Annotated in this window: 23 protein-coding genes; 9 read left to right on the top strand and 14 right to left on the bottom strand. The window is 67.7% G+C overall.

Annotated features, from left to right (window positions below):
• Positions 1-76 precede the first annotated feature (76 nt).
• From HW532_RS16100 to HW532_RS16075, 6 genes are read right to left on the bottom strand one after another with little or no spacing between them, the layout of a single operon-like run.
• Positions 77-847 (bottom strand): HAD-IIA family hydrolase, encoded by a 771-nt coding sequence (locus HW532_RS16100; protein ID WP_213161437.1) that lies wholly within the window; start codon positions 845-847, stop codon positions 77-79.
• Entirely contained in the window at positions 844-1,701 is an 858-nt protein-coding gene (locus tag HW532_RS16095; RefSeq protein ID WP_213161436.1) for a phosphodiesterase, read from the bottom strand. Before HW532_RS16095 ends, HW532_RS16100 begins: the two co-directional genes overlap by 4 nt.
• Positions 1,702-1,752: 51 nt before the next feature.
• Entirely contained in the window at positions 1,753-2,988 is a 1,236-nt protein-coding gene (locus HW532_RS16090; protein ID WP_213161435.1) for an ABC transporter substrate-binding protein, read from the bottom strand.
• Between the two features lie 31 nt (positions 2,989-3,019).
• A complete protein-coding gene (locus tag HW532_RS16085) occupies positions 3,020-3,913 on the bottom strand; it encodes a carbohydrate ABC transporter permease (protein WP_213161434.1) in 894 nt (297 codons plus the stop codon).
• The gene (locus HW532_RS16080; protein WP_213161433.1) at positions 3,910-4,881 is read right to left on the bottom strand and encodes a carbohydrate ABC transporter permease; all 972 of its coding nucleotides are present in this window, start codon (positions 4,879-4,881) and stop codon (positions 3,910-3,912) included. The genes HW532_RS16085 and HW532_RS16080 overlap by 4 nt, the downstream gene beginning before the upstream one ends.
• A complete protein-coding gene (locus tag HW532_RS16075; RefSeq protein ID WP_213161432.1) occupies positions 4,874-6,013 on the bottom strand; it encodes an ABC transporter ATP-binding protein in 1,140 nt (379 codons plus the stop codon). The genes HW532_RS16080 and HW532_RS16075 overlap by 8 nt, the downstream gene beginning before the upstream one ends.
• Before the next feature lie 141 nt (positions 6,014-6,154).
• Between HW532_RS16075 and HW532_RS16070 the strand changes: the two genes are divergently transcribed.
• Positions 6,155-7,033, top strand: a complete 879-nt coding sequence (locus HW532_RS16070) for a LysR family transcriptional regulator (protein ID WP_213161431.1) — start codon at positions 6,155-6,157, stop codon at positions 7,031-7,033.
• Positions 7,034-7,049: 16 nt separating this feature from the next.
• On the opposite strand, the gene HW532_RS16065 is transcribed toward HW532_RS16070, so the two are convergent.
• Positions 7,050-7,988 carry a LysR family transcriptional regulator gene (locus HW532_RS16065; RefSeq protein ID WP_213161430.1) on the bottom strand — a complete coding sequence of 313 codons (939 nt, stop codon included), beginning with the start codon at positions 7,986-7,988 and terminating at the stop codon, positions 7,050-7,052.
• 115 nt (positions 7,989-8,103) lie between these two features.
• Between HW532_RS16065 and HW532_RS16060 the strand changes: the two genes are divergently transcribed.
• From HW532_RS16060 to HW532_RS16035, 6 genes are all read left to right on the top strand, one after another.
• On the top strand, positions 8,104-8,499 hold the full coding sequence (locus HW532_RS16060) for a carboxymuconolactone decarboxylase family protein (RefSeq protein ID WP_213161429.1): 396 nt from the start codon (positions 8,104-8,106) through the stop codon (positions 8,497-8,499).
• On the top strand, positions 8,486-8,872 hold the full coding sequence (locus HW532_RS16055; protein WP_213161428.1) for a hypothetical protein: 387 nt from the start codon (positions 8,486-8,488) through the stop codon (positions 8,870-8,872). Before HW532_RS16060 ends, HW532_RS16055 begins: the two co-directional genes overlap by 14 nt.
• Positions 8,873-8,904: 32 nt before the next feature.
• Complete coding sequence (locus tag HW532_RS16050; RefSeq protein WP_213161427.1) at positions 8,905-9,315, top strand: NHL repeat-containing protein; 411 nt, start codon at positions 8,905-8,907, stop codon at positions 9,313-9,315.
• Positions 9,316-9,415: 100 nt separating this feature from the next.
• On the top strand, positions 9,416-9,748 hold the full coding sequence (locus HW532_RS16045; protein WP_213164611.1) for an ArsR/SmtB family transcription factor: 333 nt from the start codon (positions 9,416-9,418) through the stop codon (positions 9,746-9,748).
• Positions 9,745-10,101, top strand: a complete 357-nt coding sequence (locus HW532_RS16040; protein ID WP_213161426.1) for an SRPBCC family protein — start codon at positions 9,745-9,747, stop codon at positions 10,099-10,101. The genes HW532_RS16045 and HW532_RS16040 overlap by 4 nt, the downstream gene beginning before the upstream one ends.
• A gap of 47 nt (positions 10,102-10,148) precedes the next feature.
• Complete coding sequence (locus HW532_RS16035) at positions 10,149-10,772, top strand: ATP-dependent Clp protease proteolytic subunit (protein ID WP_213161425.1); 624 nt, start codon at positions 10,149-10,151, stop codon at positions 10,770-10,772.
• A 58-nt stretch (positions 10,773-10,830) separates the two neighbouring features.
• Here HW532_RS16035 and HW532_RS16030 read toward each other — a convergent pair whose 3' ends face one another.
• Positions 10,831-11,796: an NAD(P)-dependent oxidoreductase gene (locus HW532_RS16030; protein ID WP_213161424.1), complete on the bottom strand. Its 966-nt coding sequence runs from the start codon at positions 11,794-11,796 to the stop codon at positions 10,831-10,833.
• A 79-nt stretch (positions 11,797-11,875) separates the two neighbouring features.
• Positions 11,876-13,249 carry an aminotransferase family protein gene (locus tag HW532_RS16025; protein ID WP_213161423.1) on the bottom strand — a complete coding sequence of 458 codons (1,374 nt, stop codon included), beginning with the start codon at positions 13,247-13,249 and terminating at the stop codon, positions 11,876-11,878.
• A 145-nt stretch (positions 13,250-13,394) separates the two neighbouring features.
• Between HW532_RS16025 and HW532_RS16020 the strand changes: the two genes are divergently transcribed.
• Positions 13,395-13,949, top strand: a complete 555-nt coding sequence (locus tag HW532_RS16020) for a cupin domain-containing protein (RefSeq protein ID WP_246479195.1) — start codon at positions 13,395-13,397, stop codon at positions 13,947-13,949.
• A gap of 20 nt (positions 13,950-13,969) precedes the next feature.
• On the opposite strand, the gene HW532_RS16015 is transcribed toward HW532_RS16020, so the two are convergent.
• Positions 13,970-15,190: an MFS transporter gene (locus HW532_RS16015; RefSeq protein WP_213161421.1), complete on the bottom strand. Its 1,221-nt coding sequence runs from the start codon at positions 15,188-15,190 to the stop codon at positions 13,970-13,972.
• 96 nt (positions 15,191-15,286) lie between these two features.
• Between HW532_RS16015 and HW532_RS16010 the strand changes: the two genes are divergently transcribed.
• On the top strand, positions 15,287-16,129 hold the full coding sequence (locus tag HW532_RS16010; RefSeq protein WP_213161420.1) for an AraC family transcriptional regulator: 843 nt from the start codon (positions 15,287-15,289) through the stop codon (positions 16,127-16,129).
• Positions 16,130-16,216: 87 nt separating this feature from the next.
• On the opposite strand, the gene HW532_RS16005 is transcribed toward HW532_RS16010, so the two are convergent.
• Genes HW532_RS16005 through HW532_RS15990 form a run of 4 tightly spaced genes read right to left on the bottom strand, consistent with a single transcriptional unit; the run spans position 16,217 to position 19,949 of the window.
• Entirely contained in the window at positions 16,217-16,966 is a 750-nt protein-coding gene (locus tag HW532_RS16005; protein WP_281397133.1) for an amino acid ABC transporter ATP-binding protein, read from the bottom strand.
• Complete coding sequence (argH, locus tag HW532_RS16000; protein ID WP_213161419.1) at positions 16,963-18,501, bottom strand: argininosuccinate lyase; 1,539 nt, start codon at positions 18,499-18,501, stop codon at positions 16,963-16,965. Before argH ends, HW532_RS16005 begins: the two co-directional genes overlap by 4 nt.
• Before the next feature lie 47 nt (positions 18,502-18,548).
• Entirely contained in the window at positions 18,549-19,265 is a 717-nt protein-coding gene (locus HW532_RS15995) for an amino acid ABC transporter permease (protein ID WP_213161418.1), read from the bottom strand.
• A 12-nt stretch (positions 19,266-19,277) separates the two neighbouring features.
• The gene (locus HW532_RS15990; protein WP_213161417.1) at positions 19,278-19,949 is read right to left on the bottom strand and encodes an amino acid ABC transporter permease; all 672 of its coding nucleotides are present in this window, start codon (positions 19,947-19,949) and stop codon (positions 19,278-19,280) included.
• Between the last annotated feature and the right edge of the window lie 40 nt (positions 19,950-19,989).

Here is a 19,989-nt window from a genome sequence, read left to right as displayed (position 1 = left end):
AATGGAGAGAGTGGGACGGGAAGGTCGTCGCAATGCTCGCACAGGCAGGCGCCGCGATAAAGCCCCTCGGAGCGCGTCACCCAGCGCACAGATCCGCGCGGTGCCGGTCGAGGCCGAAATCCGGATTCGCACCGATCAGCTCCGGCAGGGATGCGAACCGTTGCGATGCGGGCCCCACAATGGCGACTGGAAGCCCCATCCGCCGGGCCCCCAGACCGTCGGTCTCCGGGGTGTCGCCAATCGCCAGCACCCGGCGCCCGGGTCCTGTCCGCTCCAGCGCGTATCGGTAGAACTCGCCCGACGGCTTTCCGAAGGTGCTGAGGCGGATGTCCGGCAGGACCGTGCGGATGGCCGCCAGCAACGCCCCGGTTTCGGGGATGGGGATGCCGTCCGGACCGGGCCTGCTGGCGTCCGGATTGGCCCCGATCACCGCCGCGCCGCGCGCCGCGTGGGCGACGATGGCGTGGAGATCGGCACAGGTCAGCCCGCGGTCGCCGGTCACGAGGACATGGGTCGGCTCGGTCGCCGCCGGATCGAGGCCGCATGCGCGGGCATGGGCGCGGAGCCCCGCCGATCCGTAGAGGGCCAGCCGGATGCCGGGCCGGCGCGCCAGCACCTCCACGGCCGCCGCACCCGCCAGCAGGATCCGCTCCGCCGGAATGTCGAGTCCGAGCCGCGCGAGACGCAGGGACAACGTGGCCGGCGTCTGCGTGGAATTGTTGGAAAACACCCTCAGGCGGTCTCCCGCGAGCGCGATCAGCTCCGCCGCTCCGGGCAGGAGCGCGTTCTCCGCGATCAGACATCCGTCCAGATCGCAGAGATAGGCGTCGAACGCGTCGAACCTCATCCGTGGACGCCGAGCTCGGCGGGGCTCGCCGCCGCGGCGGCGGCAGGGCTTTCCAGGTCGAAGACCGGCCCGTCATACAGGAACGGGCAGGAATGGATCACCACATTGCCGCGCGAGACGGAGACGTAGCCGAGATCCGGTGGCTCGACCGCACCGCGGATCCGCCCCGGCTCGTCGAAGCGTGCGGCGACCTGGTGCATCAGCGCGCGCTGCAGATGGAACGGTATGCCCTCCCACGAGCCGGAGATCGGCCGGTGCACATGGCCGAAGAACATGTGGTCCGGCTTGCGCCCGACGCGCTCGAAGACGGCGAGCTCCGCCTCCGCATCGACCATGCGGATCGCGTCCATGGGCGGGATGGAGAGGTCGAGCGGGGGATGATGCTGGAACAGCAGAACCGGACGGTCGCGCGGCGCCGCGGCCATCGCCTCCTCCAGGAAGTCCAGGCGGACCCCGCACAGGCGGCCGTGATGGCCGGGCTCGTCCTCGCACAGCGTGTCGAGGGCGATGATCGTGGCCTGATCGAGCACACGCACCGTCTGCACGAAGCCGCCCGTGTCCGGCGCGAGCGGAAACGCCTGCCGGAAGGGCGCCCGGCGGTCATGATTGCCGAGCATCGCGATCACCGGAAAGGGCAGACCGGAGAGCATGCCGGCAAGGCTGCGATAGGCCTCCGGCTCCGCCCGGTCCGTCAGATCGCCCGTGACGATCAGGAAATCGACGCGGGGCAGCTTGTCGCGGATGAAGCCGAGGGCATGGCCCAGCATGGCACGCGGATCGAAACCGTAGATCGTCTGCCCTTCGGGGACGAAATGCGTATCGGTCAGGATGGCGAAGCGGAGCGGTTCGGTCATGGGGGTCCCCGATTGCGGAGCGGCCGGCAGTCGCCTGCCGGCCGACCGGGTTCAGTTCAGCAGATCGTTGACGTCGGCGACCATCTCGTCGCGCAGGCCCGGCATGTCGTCGGCACCACCCACCACGATCTCTTCGAGATAGTCCTCGATCGTCCGGGTCGCGGCCAGCCCGTTGTCGCCCGGATAGGCGAACCACTCCGCCAGCAGCGGCAGCTGCTTCACAGCGGTCTCCTTGTTCGGGTTACGGGCATAGAAGTCGGCCAGGAGAACCTCGTTGGCGACCTTGTTCGGGGGGATGTAGCCGGTGGTGCGCGCGACTACGGCCGCCCCCTCGCCGGATGTGGCGTACTTGATGAACTGCCACGCCGCCTCGAGAACCTCCGGATCCTGCGATGTGGAGGTCAGCATCGCCGCATTGCCGCCGGCAGGGAGGGCCTTCGGCGCACCGCCGATCCCCGGATAGGGGCCGGTGACGAACGCCCAGTCGCCGACGCGCGTCCCGTCCACCGTCGCGACATAGGCGGTGGTGGTGAACATCATGGCGAGCTCACCCGCGGCGAAGGACTTCAGCGCGTCCCCGCCGGAGACGTTCTTCATGCGGCAATCGCGCACGACCGTGCGGATGCTCTCCAGCGCGGCGACGCCTTGCGGATTCTCCATGTTCAGCCTGCCGTCGCGGATCGTGGGAACGCCCTGCGACCAGAGCGCGGCCTGCAGCAGCCAGTTGCCGGTGATGTTCCAGTGCAGGAAGGCGGCGTCCTGCCCGTTCGCCACGATCTTCCGGCAGGCCTCCGCGACCTCGTCCCAGGTCTCGGGCCGGCCCTCGACGCCAGCGGCCTCGAGCATGTCCATGTTATAGTAGCCGATAGGCGTGGAGACGGAGAACGGCAACCCGTAGATCCCCCCGTCGAAGGTCGACAGCTTCAGCATCGCCCGATGGTAGCCATCCGCATCGAAATCGGTCTCCTGTGCGATGAAGGGATCGAGGGGCCGGGCGATCCCGCGCTCGACGAGGACCGCCTGCCGGTTCAGCCCCTGGAAGCTGACATCCGGCAGGGTATCCGCCACAGCCTCGCGCAGGACGGTGTTGGTGGCGTCCTCGTAGTTCTCGTAGCTGGCGCGGAAGGTGATCTCGATATCGGGATGGGCGGCACTGAAGCCCTCCACGATCTGTCGCATCGTCTCGTCGAAGATCGAGCCATAGGCATAGCCGACCTGGATTTCGACGGCCTGGGCCGGGCCGGCGAAGCAGGCGGCGAAGGCGGCAAGGCAGAGATAACGCTTCATGAGGGCGGTCCTTGGTTGGGAATGTCGGGGGTCACTTCATGCCCGCCATGGCGATGCCGTCGACGAAGCGGCGCTGCGCCAGGAGGAAGGCCACGACGAGCGGTGTCACGATGACGGTCGCGGTGGCCATCATCGGACCGTAGAAATTGCCGTCGAGATCGCCCTTGAACTCGCGGAGGCCCAAGGGCGGGGTAAACAGGTCCCGGTTGCCGGTGATGACGACGCGCGGCCAGAAATAGTCGTTCCAGTGGGCCACGACACTGAAGATCGCAAAGGCCAGGAGGGCGGGAATGGCGGCAGGCAGCATAACCCGCCAGACGATGGCGAACTCCCCCATGCCGTCCATGCGCGCCGCGTCGACAAGGTCGTCGGGCACCGTCAGGAAGAACTGGCGCATGAGGAAGATGCCGAACGCGGAGACCGTCCACGGCAGAACCAGCGCGGCATAGCTGTCGGTCAGTCCCAGCCGGGCCAGAAGGACGTAGAGCGGCAGGGCGATGGCGTGGACGGGGATCAGCAGGCAGAACATCACCAGCGCGAAGGCGGCGTTCCGCCCCCAGAATCTGAGCTTCGCCAGGGCATAGGCGGCCGGCAGGGCCACGAGAACCTGCAAGAGGAAGATCGAGACGGTCACGGCCACGCCGTTCAGCATGTAGCGCCACAGGGGGGCCTTGGCGAAGGCCTCGCGGTAGTTCTCGACGACCGGCAGGGTCGCGCAGTCCGCATCCGTTCCGCCCCGGGCAAGGCAGGACCGGCTGACCACCGGCGCCTGGGCCCCGAAGGCCCCGCCGGTTGCGGTCATGATCTCCGAAGGCGACTTGAAGGAGGTGGCGACCATCACATAGAAGGGCAGGAGCACCACGACCGCGCCGATCAGCAGCACCAGATGCGCCAGTGTCTGGGAGGCGGAGAACTGCCGGATCATGCGTGCACCTTCCTTTCGACGAGGCGGCGCTGGATCAGGCTGACCGCCATGACGACGGCCAGGAACACCACGGTGAGCGCCGCGCCGACGCCGACCAGGTTCTGGCGGATCGCCTTTTCGTAGATCGCGAACAGGATCGTGTAGGTCGACCGTACCGGACCGCCATCGGTCAGGGCCTCCACCGTGTCGAACACCTGAAAGGAGCGGATCGTGGTCACGGTCACGACGAATACCGTCGTGGGGGCGAGCATGGGCCAGGTGAGGAGCCGGAACCGCTCCCATCCGCTGCGGACACCGTCCATCTCCGCGGCGTGGTAGAGCTCCGGCGGTATGCCCGAAAGGCCCGCGAGATAGAGCACCATGCTGAAGCCGAAACCCTGCCAGATGCCGATGAAGGAGATGCTCCAGATGGCGTAGTCCGGATCGCCGAGCCACAGCGGGAACCCCTGCACGCAGCCCCGGCCGAACCACGTCGCGCCGGGGGCGAGCCCGGCCCAGCTTCCGCTGAGCGCGGCACGCAGCCCGTCGACCCCGCAAAGCGCCTCGAGCCCGCGATTGACGATGCCAAGCGTGGGGTGGAGCGCGAATTCCCACACGATCGCCATCGCCAGCAGCGACGCCATGACGGGCAGGAAGTAGACGGTCTTGTAGAGCGCCTGCCCAACGCGGAGCGAACGGATCAGCAGCGCCGCGCCGAGCCCCAGCCCGACGGAGGCGGGCGTCACGATCAGCACATAGGCGAGCGTGGCGACCATCATCTTGCGATAGGCCGATCGCGACAGGAGCTGCGAATAGTTGTCCGTCCCCACCCAGTCGAAGCCCGGATTGCCGAGCGCGTAGTCGCTCGCCGACAGCACCGCGGCGATAGCCACCGGCAGGATCAGAAGGACGATCATCAGCACCAGCGCCGGCAGGAAGAGCAGATATCCGGCCCGGGCCTGGCGTATCTCCGGGCGTGGCTCAGACATGAGCGGCGACCTCTGCGCGCACCAGCGGCACGGCCTTTCCGGCGGCGTCGAACGCGATCATGCGCCCGACCGGCGCGGCAAAGAGAGTCTCGCCGATCCGCGGCCGTGGCGAGACGGTCGGCGCGCAGCGCACGGTAACCGGGCTTTCGGCGCCGAGAACGCCGATCTGCACATAGATGTCCGATCCGAGGTTCTCCACCGCGCGGACCCGGCCCGCCACCGGCCCGTGCGGCGCCGGGGCCAGCGCCTCCGGCCTCAGTCCCAGATGCGCGATCCGGCCGCCCGCCGCCGCGCGCATCCCCGTATCGTGCCCGCACAGCAACACATGCCCCGAGGCGTCGGTCTCGGCGGGCAGGATGTTGATGGCGGGCGAGCCGATGAACCGCGCGACGCGGATATCGGCCGGGCGGTCGTAAAGCTCCTCCGGCGTGCCGAGCTGCAGGATCTCCCCGTCCATCATCACCGCGATCCGGTCCGACATGGTCATCGCCTCGATCTGGTCGTGGGTGACGTAGAGGAAGGTCGTTCCAAGCCTGCGGTTCAGCGCGGCGATCTCGGTGCGAGTCTGCAGGCGCATCTTCGCGTCGAGATTGGAGAGCGGCTCGTCGAGCAGGAAGGCGGCCGGCTCGCGCACCATCGCACGCCCGAGCGCCACACGCTGTCGCTGGCCGCCGGAGAGCTGTCCGGGCCGCCGGTCGAGCAGATGGGCGATATCGAGCATGTCGGCGACGGCGCGGACGCGCGCCTCGATCTCCCGGCCCCGGCTTCGCGCACCGGGCAGGACCGGACCGAGGAGCGGCAGGCGCTGCGCCGCCGTCAGCCGCCTCATGCGGAGCGGTACCGCGATGTTGCCGGCCACGGTGAGGTGGGGATAGAGCGCGTAACTCTGGAACACCATCGCCAGATCGCGGTCGGCGGCCCGAAGATGGCCGGCCGGCACCCCGCCGATCTCGACACTGCCCTCGTCGGCGCTCTCGAGCCCCGCCACGATGCGCAGGAGGGTGGACTTTCCGCATCCCGACGGCCCGACCAGCGACAGGAACTCCCCATCGGCGACCGACAGGTCGACTTGCTTCAGGATCTGCGTCGTCCCGAACGATTTGCTCAGGCCCCTGAGCGCGAGCGTTGCCATCTGGCGTCCTCCGACGATGAACTGCCCGCTCAATAGGTTTTCATTGCGACAGTCATGTTTCAGTTACAGGCAAAGCCTATGGAAGGCGCAGCCAAAGCCTGACGGGCGGCGGACAACGGACAGGCCGGATGGAGGACTGGAATGGGGCTGACGCTTTCGCGCCTGCGCGCCTTGCATGCGGTCGTGGAGACCGGCGGGTTTTCCGCAGCGGCCCGGCGGCTCGGGCAAAGCCAGGCCTCCGTCAGCCAGCAATTGCGCGATCTGGAAACGGCCTTCTCCGTGTCACTGCTGGAGCGGCGGGGGCGCGAGCTGGTGCCGAGCGCGCTGTGCCTGCGGCTTCATGACATTGCGGGACGCATCCTGAAGGGCGAGGCCGAAGCCCTGCATGTGCTCACGCGCCATCGCGACCTGCTGGACGGCGAGTTGCGCGTCGGCCTGGGCAATGCCATGCCGGGCATGGCACTGCTCGACCGGTTCCAGAAGCTCTGCCCCGGACTTGAGCTGCAGATCGAGATGGGAAGCTGGGGGCGGATCCTCGACGCGGTGACGGAGGGCCGGGTGCATCTGGGGATCCTGCCCGACGTGCCGGGCGACGGGCGGTTCCGGCGACAGGCCTGCGCGCGCCAGTGCGTCGTCGCGGTGGTGCCGCCCGGGCACGCCCTCGCCACGCGCGATATGGTGCGCTGCGCCGATCTCATGCAGGAAAGGCTGATCTTCCGCGCGCGCGGATCGTCGACGCAGAAGGTAGTGGACGACGCGTTCCGCCGCTCGGGGCTCAAGCCGCGCCCGGCCATCGTCCTCGACACGCGCGACGGGGTCTTCGACGCGGTGGCGAACAATCTCGGCGTCGGCTTCATGTGGGACAGGGGCACGAGCCGGGTCGGAGGCTTCGTCCAGGTTCCCTGCGAGGAGATGGCGGCGGAGCGCATCGAGTATATCTTCGCGCGCCAGTCGGGAGGCAACACGCTGGTAGACCTGTTCTTCGGCGTCAGCCGCGACCGGATCGAGACGGTATCGTAGACGGGCGCGACGGCCGTCACGGTCCCGCCGGGCCGGACGGCGGCAGGGGCTCCGCCGCCCGCTGGATCTGCCCGCGCAGCCAGAGATGGCCGGCATCCGCCGTATGCCGCTTGTGCCAGACCTGGGTGACGGGGAATGGCGGGACCTCGAAGGGCGGCGGAGCGAGGGCGAGATCCAGATCCTTCGCCAACGGCTCCAGGATCCGCCTGGGCTCGGTCGCCACCAGGTCGCTGCGCGCGAGTGTGAAGGGCGCCAGCAGGAAGTGCCCCACCGTCGCGACGATATCGCGCCGCAGGCCCTTGCGGCCCAGATGGCGGTCCACATAGCCGCGCGGCTCGCCCATCAGGGAGACATGCAGGTGGCCGAGGCCGAGATAGGTCTCAAGGGAGAGGTCCGGATCGAAGCCTGCCGTGGACCGGCGGGCCGCGCAGAGGAAATCCTCCTCGAAGATCAGCTCGTCCTCCAGATGGTCGGGGCTTTGCGGAAAATTGCCCGCGATCAGCTCCACCTCGCCGGCATCCAGCATGTCGTGGCCCTGGACGTGACTCGTGTGCCGGACCAGAAGCCGGACATTCGGCGCCTCGCGCCGGACGTGCTCCAGAAGCGCCGGCAGCACCACGAAGGCGGCATAGTCGGACAGGCCGACCGTGAAGGTCCGGTGGACGGTGGCGGGCTCGAAACCGCGATGCGTGGCGATCACGGCCTCTATGGTCTCAAGGATCGATCCTATGGCCTCCCCCGCCTCGATAGCGGCGGGTGTCGGCTCCATGCCGCCGGGCACCCTCACGAAAAGGGGATCGCCGAACAGGCCCCGCAGGCGCTTCAGCGCGTGGCTGACCGCCGGCTGCGTCATGCCGATGCGCTCGGCCGCGCGCGTCACGTGCCGCTCCTGCATGATGGCGTTGAAGACCACAAGCAGATTGAGATCCACGCCCGCGAGATTGATCCTGCGCATGGCCGTCACCTCCATAATGAATTCAGTACATATACTCCATACCAACAATGAATTGGAAACATGGTGACGATCCCGACGACAATGCGCCCCGTCATCCACGAAGACGAGGTGCCACATGCCGGAGACCGACAACGCTTCCCAGACGCGATATCAGCGGGGGCTCGACAAGCTCGCCGAGATCGACGGCGAGGCCGGCCAGGCCGTCGTCGATGCGCTCGCCGGCATTGCCCCCGATTTCGCCCGCTACGTGCTCGAATTTCCGTTCGGCGACATCTATTCGCGTCCCGGTCTGGACCTGAAGTCGCGGGAGCTGGCGACCGTGGCGGCCCTGACGGCGCTGGGCAATGCCGCGCCGCAGCTCAAGGTGCATATCCAGGCCGCCCTGAATGTGGGCTGCAGCCGCGAGGAGATCGTCGAGACGATCATGCAGATGGCCGTCTATGCGGGCTTTCCGGCCGCACTCAACGGCCTGTTCTCGGCCAAGGAGGTTTTCGACCATGCAACGGATTGATCCCGTCGTCGCGGTTCTCGCTGCGGCCACCGCCGCCATCGTCATGGTTTCCCCGTCGGTCGCCGCCGAGCCGATCCACGAAGGCTTCAGCGCACCGGTCGGCATCGCCACCGACGATGCCGGCGCGCTCTATGTGTCCAGCTGGAGCGGCGGCCGCGTCGAGCGGATCGCGCCCGACGGCACGCGTACCGTGTTCGCCGATGGTCTCGCCTCGCCCGCCGGGGTCGCGGTCGGGGAAGACGGCGCCGTCTATATCGCCACCTATTCCGGCGACACGATCCTGCGCTACGAGGAGGCAGGCAGCGGAGATGTCGTCGCGGAGGGCCTCGCGACGCCGGCCGGCTCGCCTTCGGCCAAGACGGCCGGCTTCTGATTGCCAACAGGGCTGCGGGCGAGGTCTTGACGATGGACCCGGCCACGGGACGGCACGAGGTGCTGGCGGATGGCTTCTCCACCCCCGTCGGCGTCGTCCAGATGCCCGATGGCAGCATCGTCGTCTCGCAATATGGCGGCCGCCTCACGCGGGTTGCCCCGGGCGGTGATCGCGAGGAGCTCGGCGCCTCCTTCGTGCGGCCGGGGGTGGGCATTCTGGCTGACGGGGAGAACGCCGTGATCGCCGTCGACTATGGTGGCGGCAGCGTGCGCCGCGTCGCCTTCGACGGCACCGCCACGGTTGTCGCGACCGACGTCGGAGGCAGCCCCGTTGCCCTTGGACGCGACGGCGACGGAGCCCTGCTGGTCGGTTCCTGGGGCGATGGCCGCATCTACCGCATTCCCGACACCGCCGCCGAGCATGACGCATCCGCGGCGGAATAACGTCGGCTGCTGGCACGACACGGACTTGAACGCCGCTTTGCCCCTTGGAGCGCGGGCAATCGCGCTCCCTGTGGGTCCGAGGCTTGCGAATCGAATAAGTCTGTGCTTATGTATTCGCATGATCGAGAACGATGTCTTCAAGGCCCTGGCCGATCCGACGCGCCGCGCCATCTTCGAGAAGCTGGCGAATGGCCGGATGAACGCCAGCGAGCTGCGCGAGGGCATGGCGATCAGCCAGCCGGCCATGTCCCAGCACCTTGCCGTGCTGCGCGCGGCGCGGCTGGTCAGGCAGGAACGCCAGGGACGTTTCGTCCGATACGAGGTCGACCCCCGGGGGCTCGTTCCGGTTGCCCGCTGGCTGCAGAAATATCGCAGCTTCTGGCCGGCCCGTATCGATGCGTTGAAGGATCTCTTGAGGGGCATGGACCAATGAACGATCGGCCGGAAGACCCGGAGGCGGACAGGCTGGTGTTCGAGTACGATCTCGATGCCGAGCCCGAAAAGGTCTGGCGGGCAGTCAGCGTCCGGGAATACAGGGACCGCTGGTTGCCGCAGCATAACCTCGCCGACCAGGAGGCTCTCTCGCTCGATCCGGGGCGGGAGATCCGCTACAGGATGCGCGACAGCGAGCCGCCCTATCTGGAAAGCGTGGTCACCTTCCAGCTGTTCCCCACCCCGTCCGGCGGGACCAGCCTCAGGATCATTCACGAGCTTGCCGACGGCAGGTTCGGCCGGATGCTGCGCGCCGCCAACGGCAATTCACCGCCCTTGATGCGCGCGGCCTGAGGCTGCGCAACACACCCCATTGCCATCACGAAGACCGGAGTTCGCCTATGCGCGAAGCGATGCAACTCGTCCCCATGGTCGTCGAGCAGTCGACTCTCGGCGAGCGCTCTTTCGACATCTACTCCAGGCTCCTGCGCGAGCGGATCGTCTTTCTCAACGGCCAGATCGACGACACCGTATCCGCGCTCATCTGCGCGCAGCTCCTGTTCCTGGAGGCGGAAAACCCGAAAAAGCCGATCAGCCTCTATATCAACTCCCCCGGCGGCGTGATTACCAGCGGCCTCGCCCTCTACGACACCATGCACCATATCCGCGCGCCGGTGCACACGCTGTGCATGGGCACGGCCCGGTCCATGGGGTCGTTCCTGCTGATGGCCGGAGAGCCCGGCCACCGCGCCGCACTGCCCAATGCGAACGTGCTCGTCCACCAGCCGTCCGGCGGCGTGCAGGGCCAGGCATCGGACATCCTCATCCATGCCGAGGAGATCCAGCAGACCAAGCGCCGCATCACAAGGCTCTATGCGGAGCATTGCGGACGCACCTACGAGGAGGCCGAAGAGGCGCTCGACCGCGACCGCTTCATGACGGCAGAAGAGGCCAGGGAATGGGGGCTCGTCGACCGGGTTCTCGACAAGCGCGAACCGTCCGGACAGGCGCCCGACCCCGCATGATCCTGTCCCCGATCCTTGCCGCGACACCGGCACGCCTGCCGGGCACGCGCCCGGCTCGTCAGGTCTCGTCGGAGAGGATTGCGATCAGTTCCGGCACGGCATCGCTGCCGTGGCCGGCCTCGACGGCCTCGCCATAGAGCGCACGGACCGCCTCGGCGATCCCGCGATGCGCGCCGAGCTCCGTCGCCATCGTCTCATAATAGGTGAGATCCTTCAGGCTGTTCGCCAGCGAGAAGCGAAAGCCCGCACTGTCGCCCGTCTCCATGAAGGGCTTGAGCCGGTCGAACACCACGCCCTTGCCGGCGCCCGCGCCGAGGACCTCCAGAAACGGGCCGGTCGCCACGCCCGCCTTGCGGGCCGCCGCCGCGGCCTCCGCGAAGATCGCGGAGAAACCGAGCGAGACGAAATTGTGCAGGAGCTTCAGCTCGTGCCCGGCCCCGACCGGGCCGGCATGGACGATATTCTCCGCGAAGGTGCGCAGGAACGGCAGAAGCTCCGAGAACAGCTCGTCCGGCGCGCCGACGATGAGATTGAGCCGCCCTTCGGCAGCCTCCTTCGGCGTCCGGGTCATGGCGGCGTCCATGAAGCGCCCTCCGGCCTCGGCGACACGGCCGGCCATCGCACGGGTGGACGACGCGACCGCCGTCGAACAGTCGATGACGGTCGTGCCCGGCCTCAGCCCCGCAATAATACCGTCCGCCCGCAGGAGCACATCCTCCACCTGCGGCGTGCCGGTCACGCAGAGGATCACGATGTCGCTCGCCTCGGCGACCGCCGCGCCGGTCGGCAGGGCCTCCGCCCCCATCTGGCGCAGATCGTCCACCGGCTGGTTTCCGGGATGATCGAGAAAGGCCAGCCTGTGGCCGTGCTTCAAAAGGGTCGTGGCGATGCCATGGCCCATCAGGCCGACACCGGCAATGCCCACACGGGCCGTCTTCATCGCGGACATACATCCTCCCCGGCGCGTTCGCCCGGGGGACACCTCGGCGTCACCCCCGGGCCACTCTCGATCCCGACGGATCATAAGAGCGGAGGGGCCCCGTGAACAGGCGAGAGTCGTCGCCGATGTCCGCCAAGCCCAGATGGCGCGGGGGCGGATCCCGTCAGCCAAAGACGGCGGTCAGCCCGGCATCGACGGCGTCCGTGATCTCCTGGATATCGTCCTCGGTGGCGATCAGCGCCGGGCTGAAGCACAGCGTGTTGTTGAGCCCCGGCAGGGAGCGGTTCGTCATGCCGATGATGACGCCGCGCGCGCCGGCCTCCGCCACCACCTTCTGGACCACCGCCTCCGCGATCGGCTCCTTCGTGCCGCGGTCGGCGACCAGCTCCGCGCCCACGAAGAGCCCGGCGCCGCGCACATCGCCGATCACGGGATGCTTGTCCATCAGCGCCTCCAGGTTGGCCCTCAGGCGCGCGCCCATGGTGCGGGTGTTCGCCAGCAGCCCCTCGTCCTCGATGATGCGCAGGTTCTCAAGCGCCGCCGCCGGCCCCGAAGCGCAGCCGCCGAAGGTCGAGATATCGCGGAAATAGCTCATCGGATCGGCGGCGGCCTCCTTGAACATGTCGAACACCGCCTCCGTGGTCACCGTGCAGGAGATCGCGGCATAGCCGCTCGCCACCCCCTTGGCCATGGTCACGAAGTCCGGCTCGACGCCGTAATTCTGGTAGCCGAACCACTCGCCCGTGCGGCCCATGCCGCAGACCACCTCGTCGATATGCAGCAGAATGTCGTATTTGCGGCAGATTTCCTGCACCCGCTCCCAGTAGCCGGCGGGCGGCACGATCACGCCGCCCCCGGCGGTGACCGGCTCCAGGCACAGCAGGCCCACCGTGTCGGGCCCCTCGCGCAGGATCACCTCCTCGATGGCATCCGCCGCGCGCTCGCCGTAATTCTCCACATCCCACTGCTTGCGGTATTCGAGGCAGTGCGGCACTTCCACGAAGCCGTCCGGGAAGGGCCCGTAGAGTTCCGCGCGCTGCGGCTGGCCGCACGCGGCGAGCGCACCGATGGTGGTGCCGTGATAGTCGCGCTCGCGGAACAGGATCTTGGACTTGCGTCCGCCATGATGCTGCGCGGAGATCTGGCGCACCATCTTGAAGACCTTCTCGTTGGCCTCCGAGCCGGAGTTGGAATAGTACACGCGGCTCATGCCGGGCATCTTGGCCAGCAGCCGCTCCGCGAAGAGCGAGCCGGGGACCGAGCCCGCGCTCTGCGCGAAATAGTTCATCTCCACGAGCTGGTCGCGCACCGCATCGGCGATGCTCTGCCGGCCATAGCCGACATTCACCGTCCAGACCCCGCCGGAGACGGCGTCCAGATATTCCCGGCCGTTCTGGTCCCAGACACGAATCCCGTGCCCCCTGACGATGATGCGCGGATCGGAGGTCTCCAGCGGCTTGTGCTGGAGAAGGTGGTGCCAGACATGGGCACGGTCGGCTTCGACGATGTGGGTGAGATCGTTGGGCAGCTGGGTCATGGCTCCGGTCCGCGTCTCTTGAGGGTGGACCGATTTTCGGCTGTTTCCAGCAAGCTGCACAATCCTTTATATGGAATCTCCAAACGCTTGTTATATAATGATAAAAATTTCCGGTTTGACCTATATTGATCAACAGGAACGGCTCGTGACCACGGATATCGACATCGCAGCCAGGCTGCGCCAGATCCGCACCGCCCGCGGCCTCTCGCAACGCGCGCTTGCGCGGCGCGTCGGCGTGCCCAACTCCACCATCTCGCTGATCGAATCCGGGCGCAGCAACCCGACCATCGGTGCGCTCAAGCGCATCCTCGACGGAATACCGGTCGGGCTTGCGGAGTTCTTCGCCTTCGAGCCGGAGGCCCCGAAGCGCTACTTCTTCGCCGCCCACGAGCTGAGGGAGATCGGCAAGGGGAGGATTTCCTACCGCCAAATCGGCGAGAGCGGAACGGCGCGGGCGCTGCAGATGCTCGCGGAGGTCTACCAGCCCGGCGCCGATACGGGAAAGGTCCCGCTCAGCCATCAGGGCGAGGAGGTGGGGCTTGTGCTCTCCGGGCGGCTCGAGGTCACGGTGGACGGGCAGCGCAAGCATCTCGGCCCCGGCGATGCCTATGCCTTCGAGAGCCACCTGCCCCATCGCTTCCGCAACCCCGGAAGCGAGCCCTGCCACGTGGTCAGCGCCTGCACCCCGCCGACCTTCTGAGCCAACGTGCCGCCCCTGGCCTACCCGGCCGCGGCCTGCCGGCCCGCCTGTCTGGTGTCCGGCAGCAGGACGGTCAGCAGGCCGAGCAGCGGCAGGAAGGAGCAGATCCAGTACACATAGCCGATGCCCCTCGCGTCGGCGAGCACTCCGAGCAGCGCCGCCGCGATCCCCGCAATGCCGAAGGCGAAGCCGAAGAAGATGCCGGCGACCATCCCGACCCGGCCCGGCACGAGCTCCTGGGCCATGACGACGATGGCCGGGAAGGCCGAGGCCAGAACAAGGCCGATGATAGCGGACAGGACGATGGTCCATTCGAGATTGACGTAGGGCAGTGCCAGCGTGAACGGAACCGCACCGAGAATGGATACCCAGATCACCGCCTTCGCCCCGATCCGGTCTCCGATCGGGCCGCCGAGGATCGTGCCCGCCGCGGCCGCCCCGAGGAAGACGAAGAGCAGCACCTGCGAGATCTGCACCGACACCCCGAATTTCTCGATGACATAGAAGGTGTAGAAGCTGGAGATGCTGGCCATGTAGATGTTCTTGGAGAAGGTGAGGATCGCCAGCACCGCGAGCGCGATGGCGACCTTGCGCCTCGGCATCGTCAGCGACGGGATGGCGCCCGACCGCCGGACCGTGCCGGCATGGTAGCGGGCATACCACCGCCCGACCCGCCAGAGGATCATCATCCCCAGAAATGCCGCGACGGAGAACCAGGCGACGCTCGTCTGGCCGCGCGGGACGACGATGAAGGCGGCGAGCAGCGGCCCGATGGCGGAGCCGAAATTGCCCCCGACCTGGAAGAGCGACTGGGCCAGCCCGTAGCGCCCGCCGGAGGCGAGCCGCGCCACGCGCGAGGATTCCGGATGGAAGATCGCCGAGCCGAGCCCGATCAGCGCCGCCCCCAGAACGAGCATCCCGTACTGGCTCGAAAAGGCGAGGACCATCAGCCCGACAATGGTCGAGCCCATGCCGACCGACAGCGAATAGGGCAGCGGCCGCCGGTCGGCATAGAGCCCGATCATGGGCTGCAGAAGCGATGCCGTTCCCTGGAAGGTCATGGTCAGGAGGCCGATCTGCCAGAAGTCGAGGCCGTAATCCCGCTTCAGCATCGGATAGACCGCGGCGAGCAGGGACTGCATCACGTCGTTGATGAGATGGCAGACGCTGACCGCCGCGATCACGGCGAATACGGTGGTCTCGGCAGGGTGTCTGGCAGTGATGGCGGACGTCTCGGTCAAGATCGCCTCCTACGGGATCGGGCCGGTCAGTCATAGGCGAATTGCCGGCGTCCTTCTTTCGTGTTTTAGTCCAAAAGTTTCGCAAACGGGCCAAGCATGATCGGACGGCATCCGGACAGTACCGGGGACGGGCATTCCGCCGACGCCAGCCAATGGCGGCGCGAGTGGATCGAGACGGCGCGCAGCGACGTGGTCGCGCTGCCGGCCGACTATCCCGACGGCCATCGCGTGGAAACCCATCGCCACAGCCGGTCGCAGCTTCTCTATGCGCTCTCCGGCGTCGTCATGGTGAATACGGGCCGGGGCCGCTGGCTGGTGCCGCCGGAACATGCGATCTGGCTGCCGGCGGGTGTGGACCATTCGGTGGACATGCTGGGCGACGTCCAGATGCGTTCCATCTATGTCCGCCCGGGCGCGATTGCGGGCCTGCCCGACGGTCTCAAGGTCTTCGCCATGACCGACCTGATGCGCAGCCTGGTCGTGGCGGCGATGGCCCTGCCGCACGAAGAGACGCACACCGGCCGCAGCGCGCTCGTCCTGGACCTTCTCCTGCACGAGATCCCCAACCTGTCGGAGCGGCCGCTGGCCCTTCCGTTCCCCTCCGACCGGCGCCTCGCTTTGCTCTGCCGGCGCTTCATCGAGGCCCCCTCGCCGCACAGCACGACCGACGAATGGGCCGGCGCGGCGGGCATGAGCCGGCGCACCTTCACGCGCGCCTTTCGCCGCGAGACGGGCCTGAGCCTGTCCATGTGGCGCCGGCAGGCCTGCCTCCTGGCCGCCCTGCCACGCCTTGCCGACGGCGAGACTGTGACCGCCGTCGCGCTCGACCTCGGCTATGAGAGCGTCGCCGCCTTCATCACCATGTTCCGGCGCATGACCGGCGAAACGCCCCGCTCATGGCTCAAGCGCGGGCAGCGCAACGCGGCCCGTTCGCACTGACCCTTGAGGGTTCGTGCCTGGCCCCTTCTCTCCGACCCATGCCGGACCGCGAAAGCAGCCGGGCAGCGATTGCGGGCGGGGTGGCCATTACAGGATCATCGACAGGAAGGCCTGCGTGCGGTCGTGGCGGGGGGTCTCGAACAGGTCCGCAGGGGCTGCCGTTTCCACGACCCGCCCCTGATCCATGAAGATCACCGCATCGGCCACCTCGCGGGCGAAGCCCATCTCGTGGGTGACGACCACCATGGTCATGCCCTCCCGGGCGAGCTCGCGCATGACGTTCAGCACCTCGCCGATCATCTCCGGATCGAGGGCGGAAGTCGGCTCGTCGAAGAGGATGGCGCGGGGCTTCATGGCCAGCGCGCGCACAATGGCCACACGCTGTTGCTGGCCCCCGGAGAGCTCGCCCGGATAGCTGTCGGCCTTGTGCCGGAGGCCGACACGGTCGAGAAGCCCGGCGCTGGCGGCGCGCGCCCTGTCGCGATCATGGTGTCCGGCGCGAACCGGCGCGAGGCAGAGATTGTCCATGACCGTCATATGCGGGAACAGCGAATAGTCCTGGAAGACCATGCCGATGCGCTGGCGCACGGTTCGCCAGTCCGCCTGCGACGCACGATGCACCGGTGTGCCCTCGATCTCGATCTCGCCGCCATCGGCCTCCTCCAGGCCGTTCAGACAGCGGATCAGCGTGGACTTGCCCGATCCCGACGGGCCGATCACCACGAGGACCTGCCCCCTGCCGACCTCCAGATCGACCCCGTCGAGGGCGGTGTGCCCCTTGAAGCGCTTGACGAGGCCGGTGGCCCTGATCACGGGTACATCGCCGGGTCCGCTCATGTCGGCATCTCCCCGGCCCGCGCCGCACCGACCGGTCCGAAGCGGATCGCGTCGACGGCCGCCTGCAGGGCCGCGTCCGCCTCCGCGATCCGGGCCCGGCGCGCCCGGAGCCCGGCCTCGTCGCGCTCCAGGACGTCGCGCGCCTCCGCGATCATGTCCGCCGTGTCCGCCCTTGACGGCCCTCCCGTATGGCGCCTGCTCTCAACCGCCTTCACAGGATCCATGGCCGTGCGGATCGTCTCCTCGCCCAATCCCAGCGGCCGGCCCAGCGTCTCCTGTGCTGCCCGGTCGACGAGAGCCGCGCCGATGTCGTCGGCCTTCAGCCCCGCATCGAGCCCGAGGCGAACGACCCGACCGACCACGTGATGGGCGTCCCGGAAGGACAGCCCCGCCTCGCGCACCAGCACATCGGCCAGATCGGTCGCGGTCGAGTAGTTCTCGCCCGCGAGCTGCAGCATGCGCGCGCGCCGGGGGGTGGCGCTCTCCACGATCACGCGCGCGACCGGCACCGCGCGTACCGCCTCGTCGAGCGCATCCCACGCCCAGCGCAAGCTGTCGGCCGTACCGTCCTGGGCATGGCTGTAGGGCACGCCCTTGTAGTTGGCGAACGCCGTGGTCAGCGCCCCGAGAAGATAGGCGGCGCGTCCCTTCAGGTTCTCCAGCGCCGCCATGTTCTTCTTCTGCGGCATGATCGAGGAGGTGATCGCCACACGGTCGGGCAGCTCCATGGTGGAGAACTCGTAGGTCGTCATGACGTAATAGTCCTGCGCCAGCCGCCCGACGGTTGTCATCAGGAAGGTCGATGCGGACACGAGCTCGATAACCGCATCGCGGCAGGCGATGGCGTCCTGGGCATGCGGCACCGGGCGGTCGAAGCCCAGGAGTTCTGCCGTGCGCACACGATCGATCGGAAACGACGTGCCCGCGATCGCGCCGGCGCCGAGGGGCGACAGATTGAGCCGGCCATAGCAATCGCTGAGCCGCGCATGATCCCGTTCCAGCCCGTTCGCCACGCCGAGCAGGAACCAGCCATAGGTGACCGGCTGGGCCGGCTGGAGATGGGTGTAGCCAGGCATCACCGTATCGGCATAAGCCTCGGCCCGGTCGAGCAGTGTACGGCGCAATGCGTTCGTGGCCGCCATGATGGCGAGGGCCTTCTCGCGCGCATGCAAGCGGTCCACCGTCGATTTCAGATCGTTGCGCGAGCGCGCCACATGCATGCGCCCGCCGACCTCCGCGCCGAGCCGCCGGATGACCTCCGCCTCGTAGTTGAAATACGCTTCCTCGCGCGCCGGATCGAGTGCGAACGCGTCCGCCCCCTCCGTCTCGAGGTCGGAAATCGCCTCCAGCAGGGCGCGTGTCGCAGCCCCGGAGAGGATGCCGCGCTCGCCGAGCATGACCACATGCGCCTTGTTGATGGCGCTCATGAAGGGCAGCGTGACGGCGAATGTGCGCTCCAGCGCCGGAGCCATGAAGCCGTCCAGGATCTCCGGCGCCATGGTTTCCTTGAGAAAGCCGCTGACTTTCGATTCCATCGAACTCTCCGTAATCGACATGCAGTCGCGCTGCGCCGAGGCCCGCTTCAGATGCTCTCGGCGGCCTCCTGCTTGAGGGACTGGACCTTCATTCCACGCTTGCTCGTGCGGTCCGCCAGCCGGCGCTCGAGCCGGCGCGTGAACGTGGCGAGGGAGAAACAGATGACGAAATAGACGCACAATACGAAGCCGAAGACGGCGAAGGCCGGGCTGTGGCCGGTCATGAGCGTCGCGCGTTCCACGATGATCTGGGCGGTGCGGAAGAATTCCAGCGCACCGACGAGCGAGGCGAGCGAAGTCGCCTGGATGAGGATGCTGAACAGGCCGGTGAAGGGCGGCAGGATGGGCAGCAGCACCTGAGGAGCCAGCACATAGTAGAGCACCTCCCACGGCTTGAGCCCGAGGGCGGCCGCGCTCTCGCGCTGATGCTTGGAGACGGCGTTGAACCCGCCGCGCACGATCTCGGCTCCATTGGCCCCGCCCCAACTCGACAGCGACACGACCGCCGCCCAGAACGGTTCCAGCGGAACGCCCACGAGCGGCGCGCCGAAATAGACGAACAGCAGGTTCACCACGAGCGGGATGTCGCGGAAGAATTCCACAAACGCCATCGCCGACCAGCGCAGGCTGCGCCGGCGCGAGGTGCCCATGAGGCCGAAGACGACCGATATGAGCGCGGCGACCGCGAGCGTGATGAGAGCGAGCTGGAACGTGGCCGCAAGCCCCCGGGCAAGAAGCGGCAATGTCTGCACGATCAGGTCCATGACGCGCCTCCCTCAGCTTGCCCTGAAGGGCTTCTGCAGCACGTGCTCGATACCGCGCACCGAGAACGACAGCGCCAGAACGAGCGCCAGATAGATGGCACCGATGGCGGCGAACATCTCCAGCGTCCGGAAATCCATGGCCACCCGGTCCATGGCGACGAAGGTAAGCTCGGCGAGCCCGATGGCCTGGAGATAGGCGGAGTTCTTGAGCACGGAGACGGATGTGTTCAGCATGGCCGGGATGGAGACCCTGAGCCCGACCGGCAGGGCGATCAGCAGGAGATAGTGGGAGGAGCGCAGGGCAAGCGCACCGGCGGCCTCGCCAAGCCCCTTCGGGATCGCCAGGAACCCGCCGCGGATATTCTCCGTGTTGTAGGCGCCGCCCCACAGGCTGAGCGCGAGCACGCCGGACCAGAAATCGGAGATGGGAATGCCGATGGAGGCAAGCCCGTAGAAGACGAAGAAGAGCTGGACGAGCAACGGCGTCGAACGGATGAAGTTCACATAGCCTGCCACAAGATGCGACAACCCCGGCACGTGGAACACGCGCAGCGCCGCGCCGACCGTTCCGATCACTACGGAGAAGACGATCGACAGGAGGCTGATGCGGATCGTCATCCACAGCCCGCTCATCAGGTCGGGCCCCGCGCCCCAGATATAGGAAAACGAGAAATCGTAGCTCATGGCCGTGCGTCCGCCCCGGTGAATCCGTGCCGGGCGGGAC

It is taken from the genome of Kaustia mangrovi (assembly GCF_015482775.1).
In the GTDB taxonomy this organism is placed as follows: Bacteria; Pseudomonadota; Alphaproteobacteria; order Rhizobiales; family Im1; genus Kaustia; species Kaustia mangrovi.
The sequence above is the reverse complement of the archived record's forward strand: the minus strand, read 5'-3'. Positions and strand labels throughout refer to the sequence as shown.

What these genes read in the sequence shown, in the direction of transcription:
- HW532_RS16070 (WP_213161431.1), top strand. Translation starts at nt 6,155, where the DNA reads ATGGGGCTGACGCTTTCGCGCCTGCGCGCCTTGCATGCGGTCGTGGAG.
- HW532_RS16040 (WP_213161426.1), top strand. Translation starts at nt 9,745, where the DNA reads ATGAACGATCGGCCGGAAGACCCGGAGGCGGACAGGCTGGTGTTCGAG.
- HW532_RS16025 (WP_213161423.1), bottom strand. Translation starts at nt 13,249, where the DNA reads ATGACCCAGCTGCCCAACGATCTCACCCACATCGTCGAAGCCGACCGT.
- HW532_RS15990 (WP_213161417.1), bottom strand. Translation starts at nt 19,949, where the DNA reads ATGAGCTACGATTTCTCGTTTTCCTATATCTGGGGCGCGGGGCCCGAC.
- HW532_RS16055 (WP_213161428.1), top strand. Translation starts at nt 8,486, where the DNA reads ATGCAACGGATTGATCCCGTCGTCGCGGTTCTCGCTGCGGCCACCGCC.
- HW532_RS16100 (WP_213161437.1), bottom strand. Translation starts at nt 847, where the DNA reads ATGAGGTTCGACGCGTTCGACGCCTATCTCTGCGATCTGGACGGATGT.
- HW532_RS16005 (WP_281397133.1), bottom strand. Translation starts at nt 16,966, where the DNA reads ATGAGCGGACCCGGCGATGTACCCGTGATCAGGGCCACCGGCCTCGTC.
- HW532_RS16010 (WP_213161420.1), top strand. Translation starts at nt 15,287, where the DNA reads ATGATCGGACGGCATCCGGACAGTACCGGGGACGGGCATTCCGCCGAC.
- HW532_RS16035 (WP_213161425.1), top strand. Translation starts at nt 10,149, where the DNA reads ATGCGCGAAGCGATGCAACTCGTCCCCATGGTCGTCGAGCAGTCGACT.
- HW532_RS16065 (WP_213161430.1), bottom strand. Translation starts at nt 7,988, where the DNA reads ATGCGCAGGATCAATCTCGCGGGCGTGGATCTCAATCTGCTTGTGGTC.
- HW532_RS16090 (WP_213161435.1), bottom strand. Translation starts at nt 2,988, where the DNA reads ATGAAGCGTTATCTCTGCCTTGCCGCCTTCGCCGCCTGCTTCGCCGGC.
- HW532_RS15995 (WP_213161418.1), bottom strand. Translation starts at nt 19,265, where the DNA reads ATGGACCTGATCGTGCAGACATTGCCGCTTCTTGCCCGGGGGCTTGCG.
- HW532_RS16060 (WP_213161429.1), top strand. Translation starts at nt 8,104, where the DNA reads ATGCCGGAGACCGACAACGCTTCCCAGACGCGATATCAGCGGGGGCTC.
- HW532_RS16050 (WP_213161427.1), top strand. Translation starts at nt 8,905, where the DNA reads ATGGACCCGGCCACGGGACGGCACGAGGTGCTGGCGGATGGCTTCTCC.
- HW532_RS16030 (WP_213161424.1), bottom strand. Translation starts at nt 11,796, where the DNA reads ATGATCCGTCGGGATCGAGAGTGGCCCGGGGGTGACGCCGAGGTGTCC.
- HW532_RS16095 (WP_213161436.1), bottom strand. Translation starts at nt 1,701, where the DNA reads ATGACCGAACCGCTCCGCTTCGCCATCCTGACCGATACGCATTTCGTC.
- HW532_RS16085 (WP_213161434.1), bottom strand. Translation starts at nt 3,913, where the DNA reads ATGATCCGGCAGTTCTCCGCCTCCCAGACACTGGCGCATCTGGTGCTG.
- HW532_RS16075 (WP_213161432.1), bottom strand. Translation starts at nt 6,013, where the DNA reads ATGGCAACGCTCGCGCTCAGGGGCCTGAGCAAATCGTTCGGGACGACG.
- HW532_RS16080 (WP_213161433.1), bottom strand. Translation starts at nt 4,881, where the DNA reads ATGTCTGAGCCACGCCCGGAGATACGCCAGGCCCGGGCCGGATATCTG.
- argH (WP_213161419.1), bottom strand. Translation starts at nt 18,501, where the DNA reads ATGGAATCGAAAGTCAGCGGCTTTCTCAAGGAAACCATGGCGCCGGAG.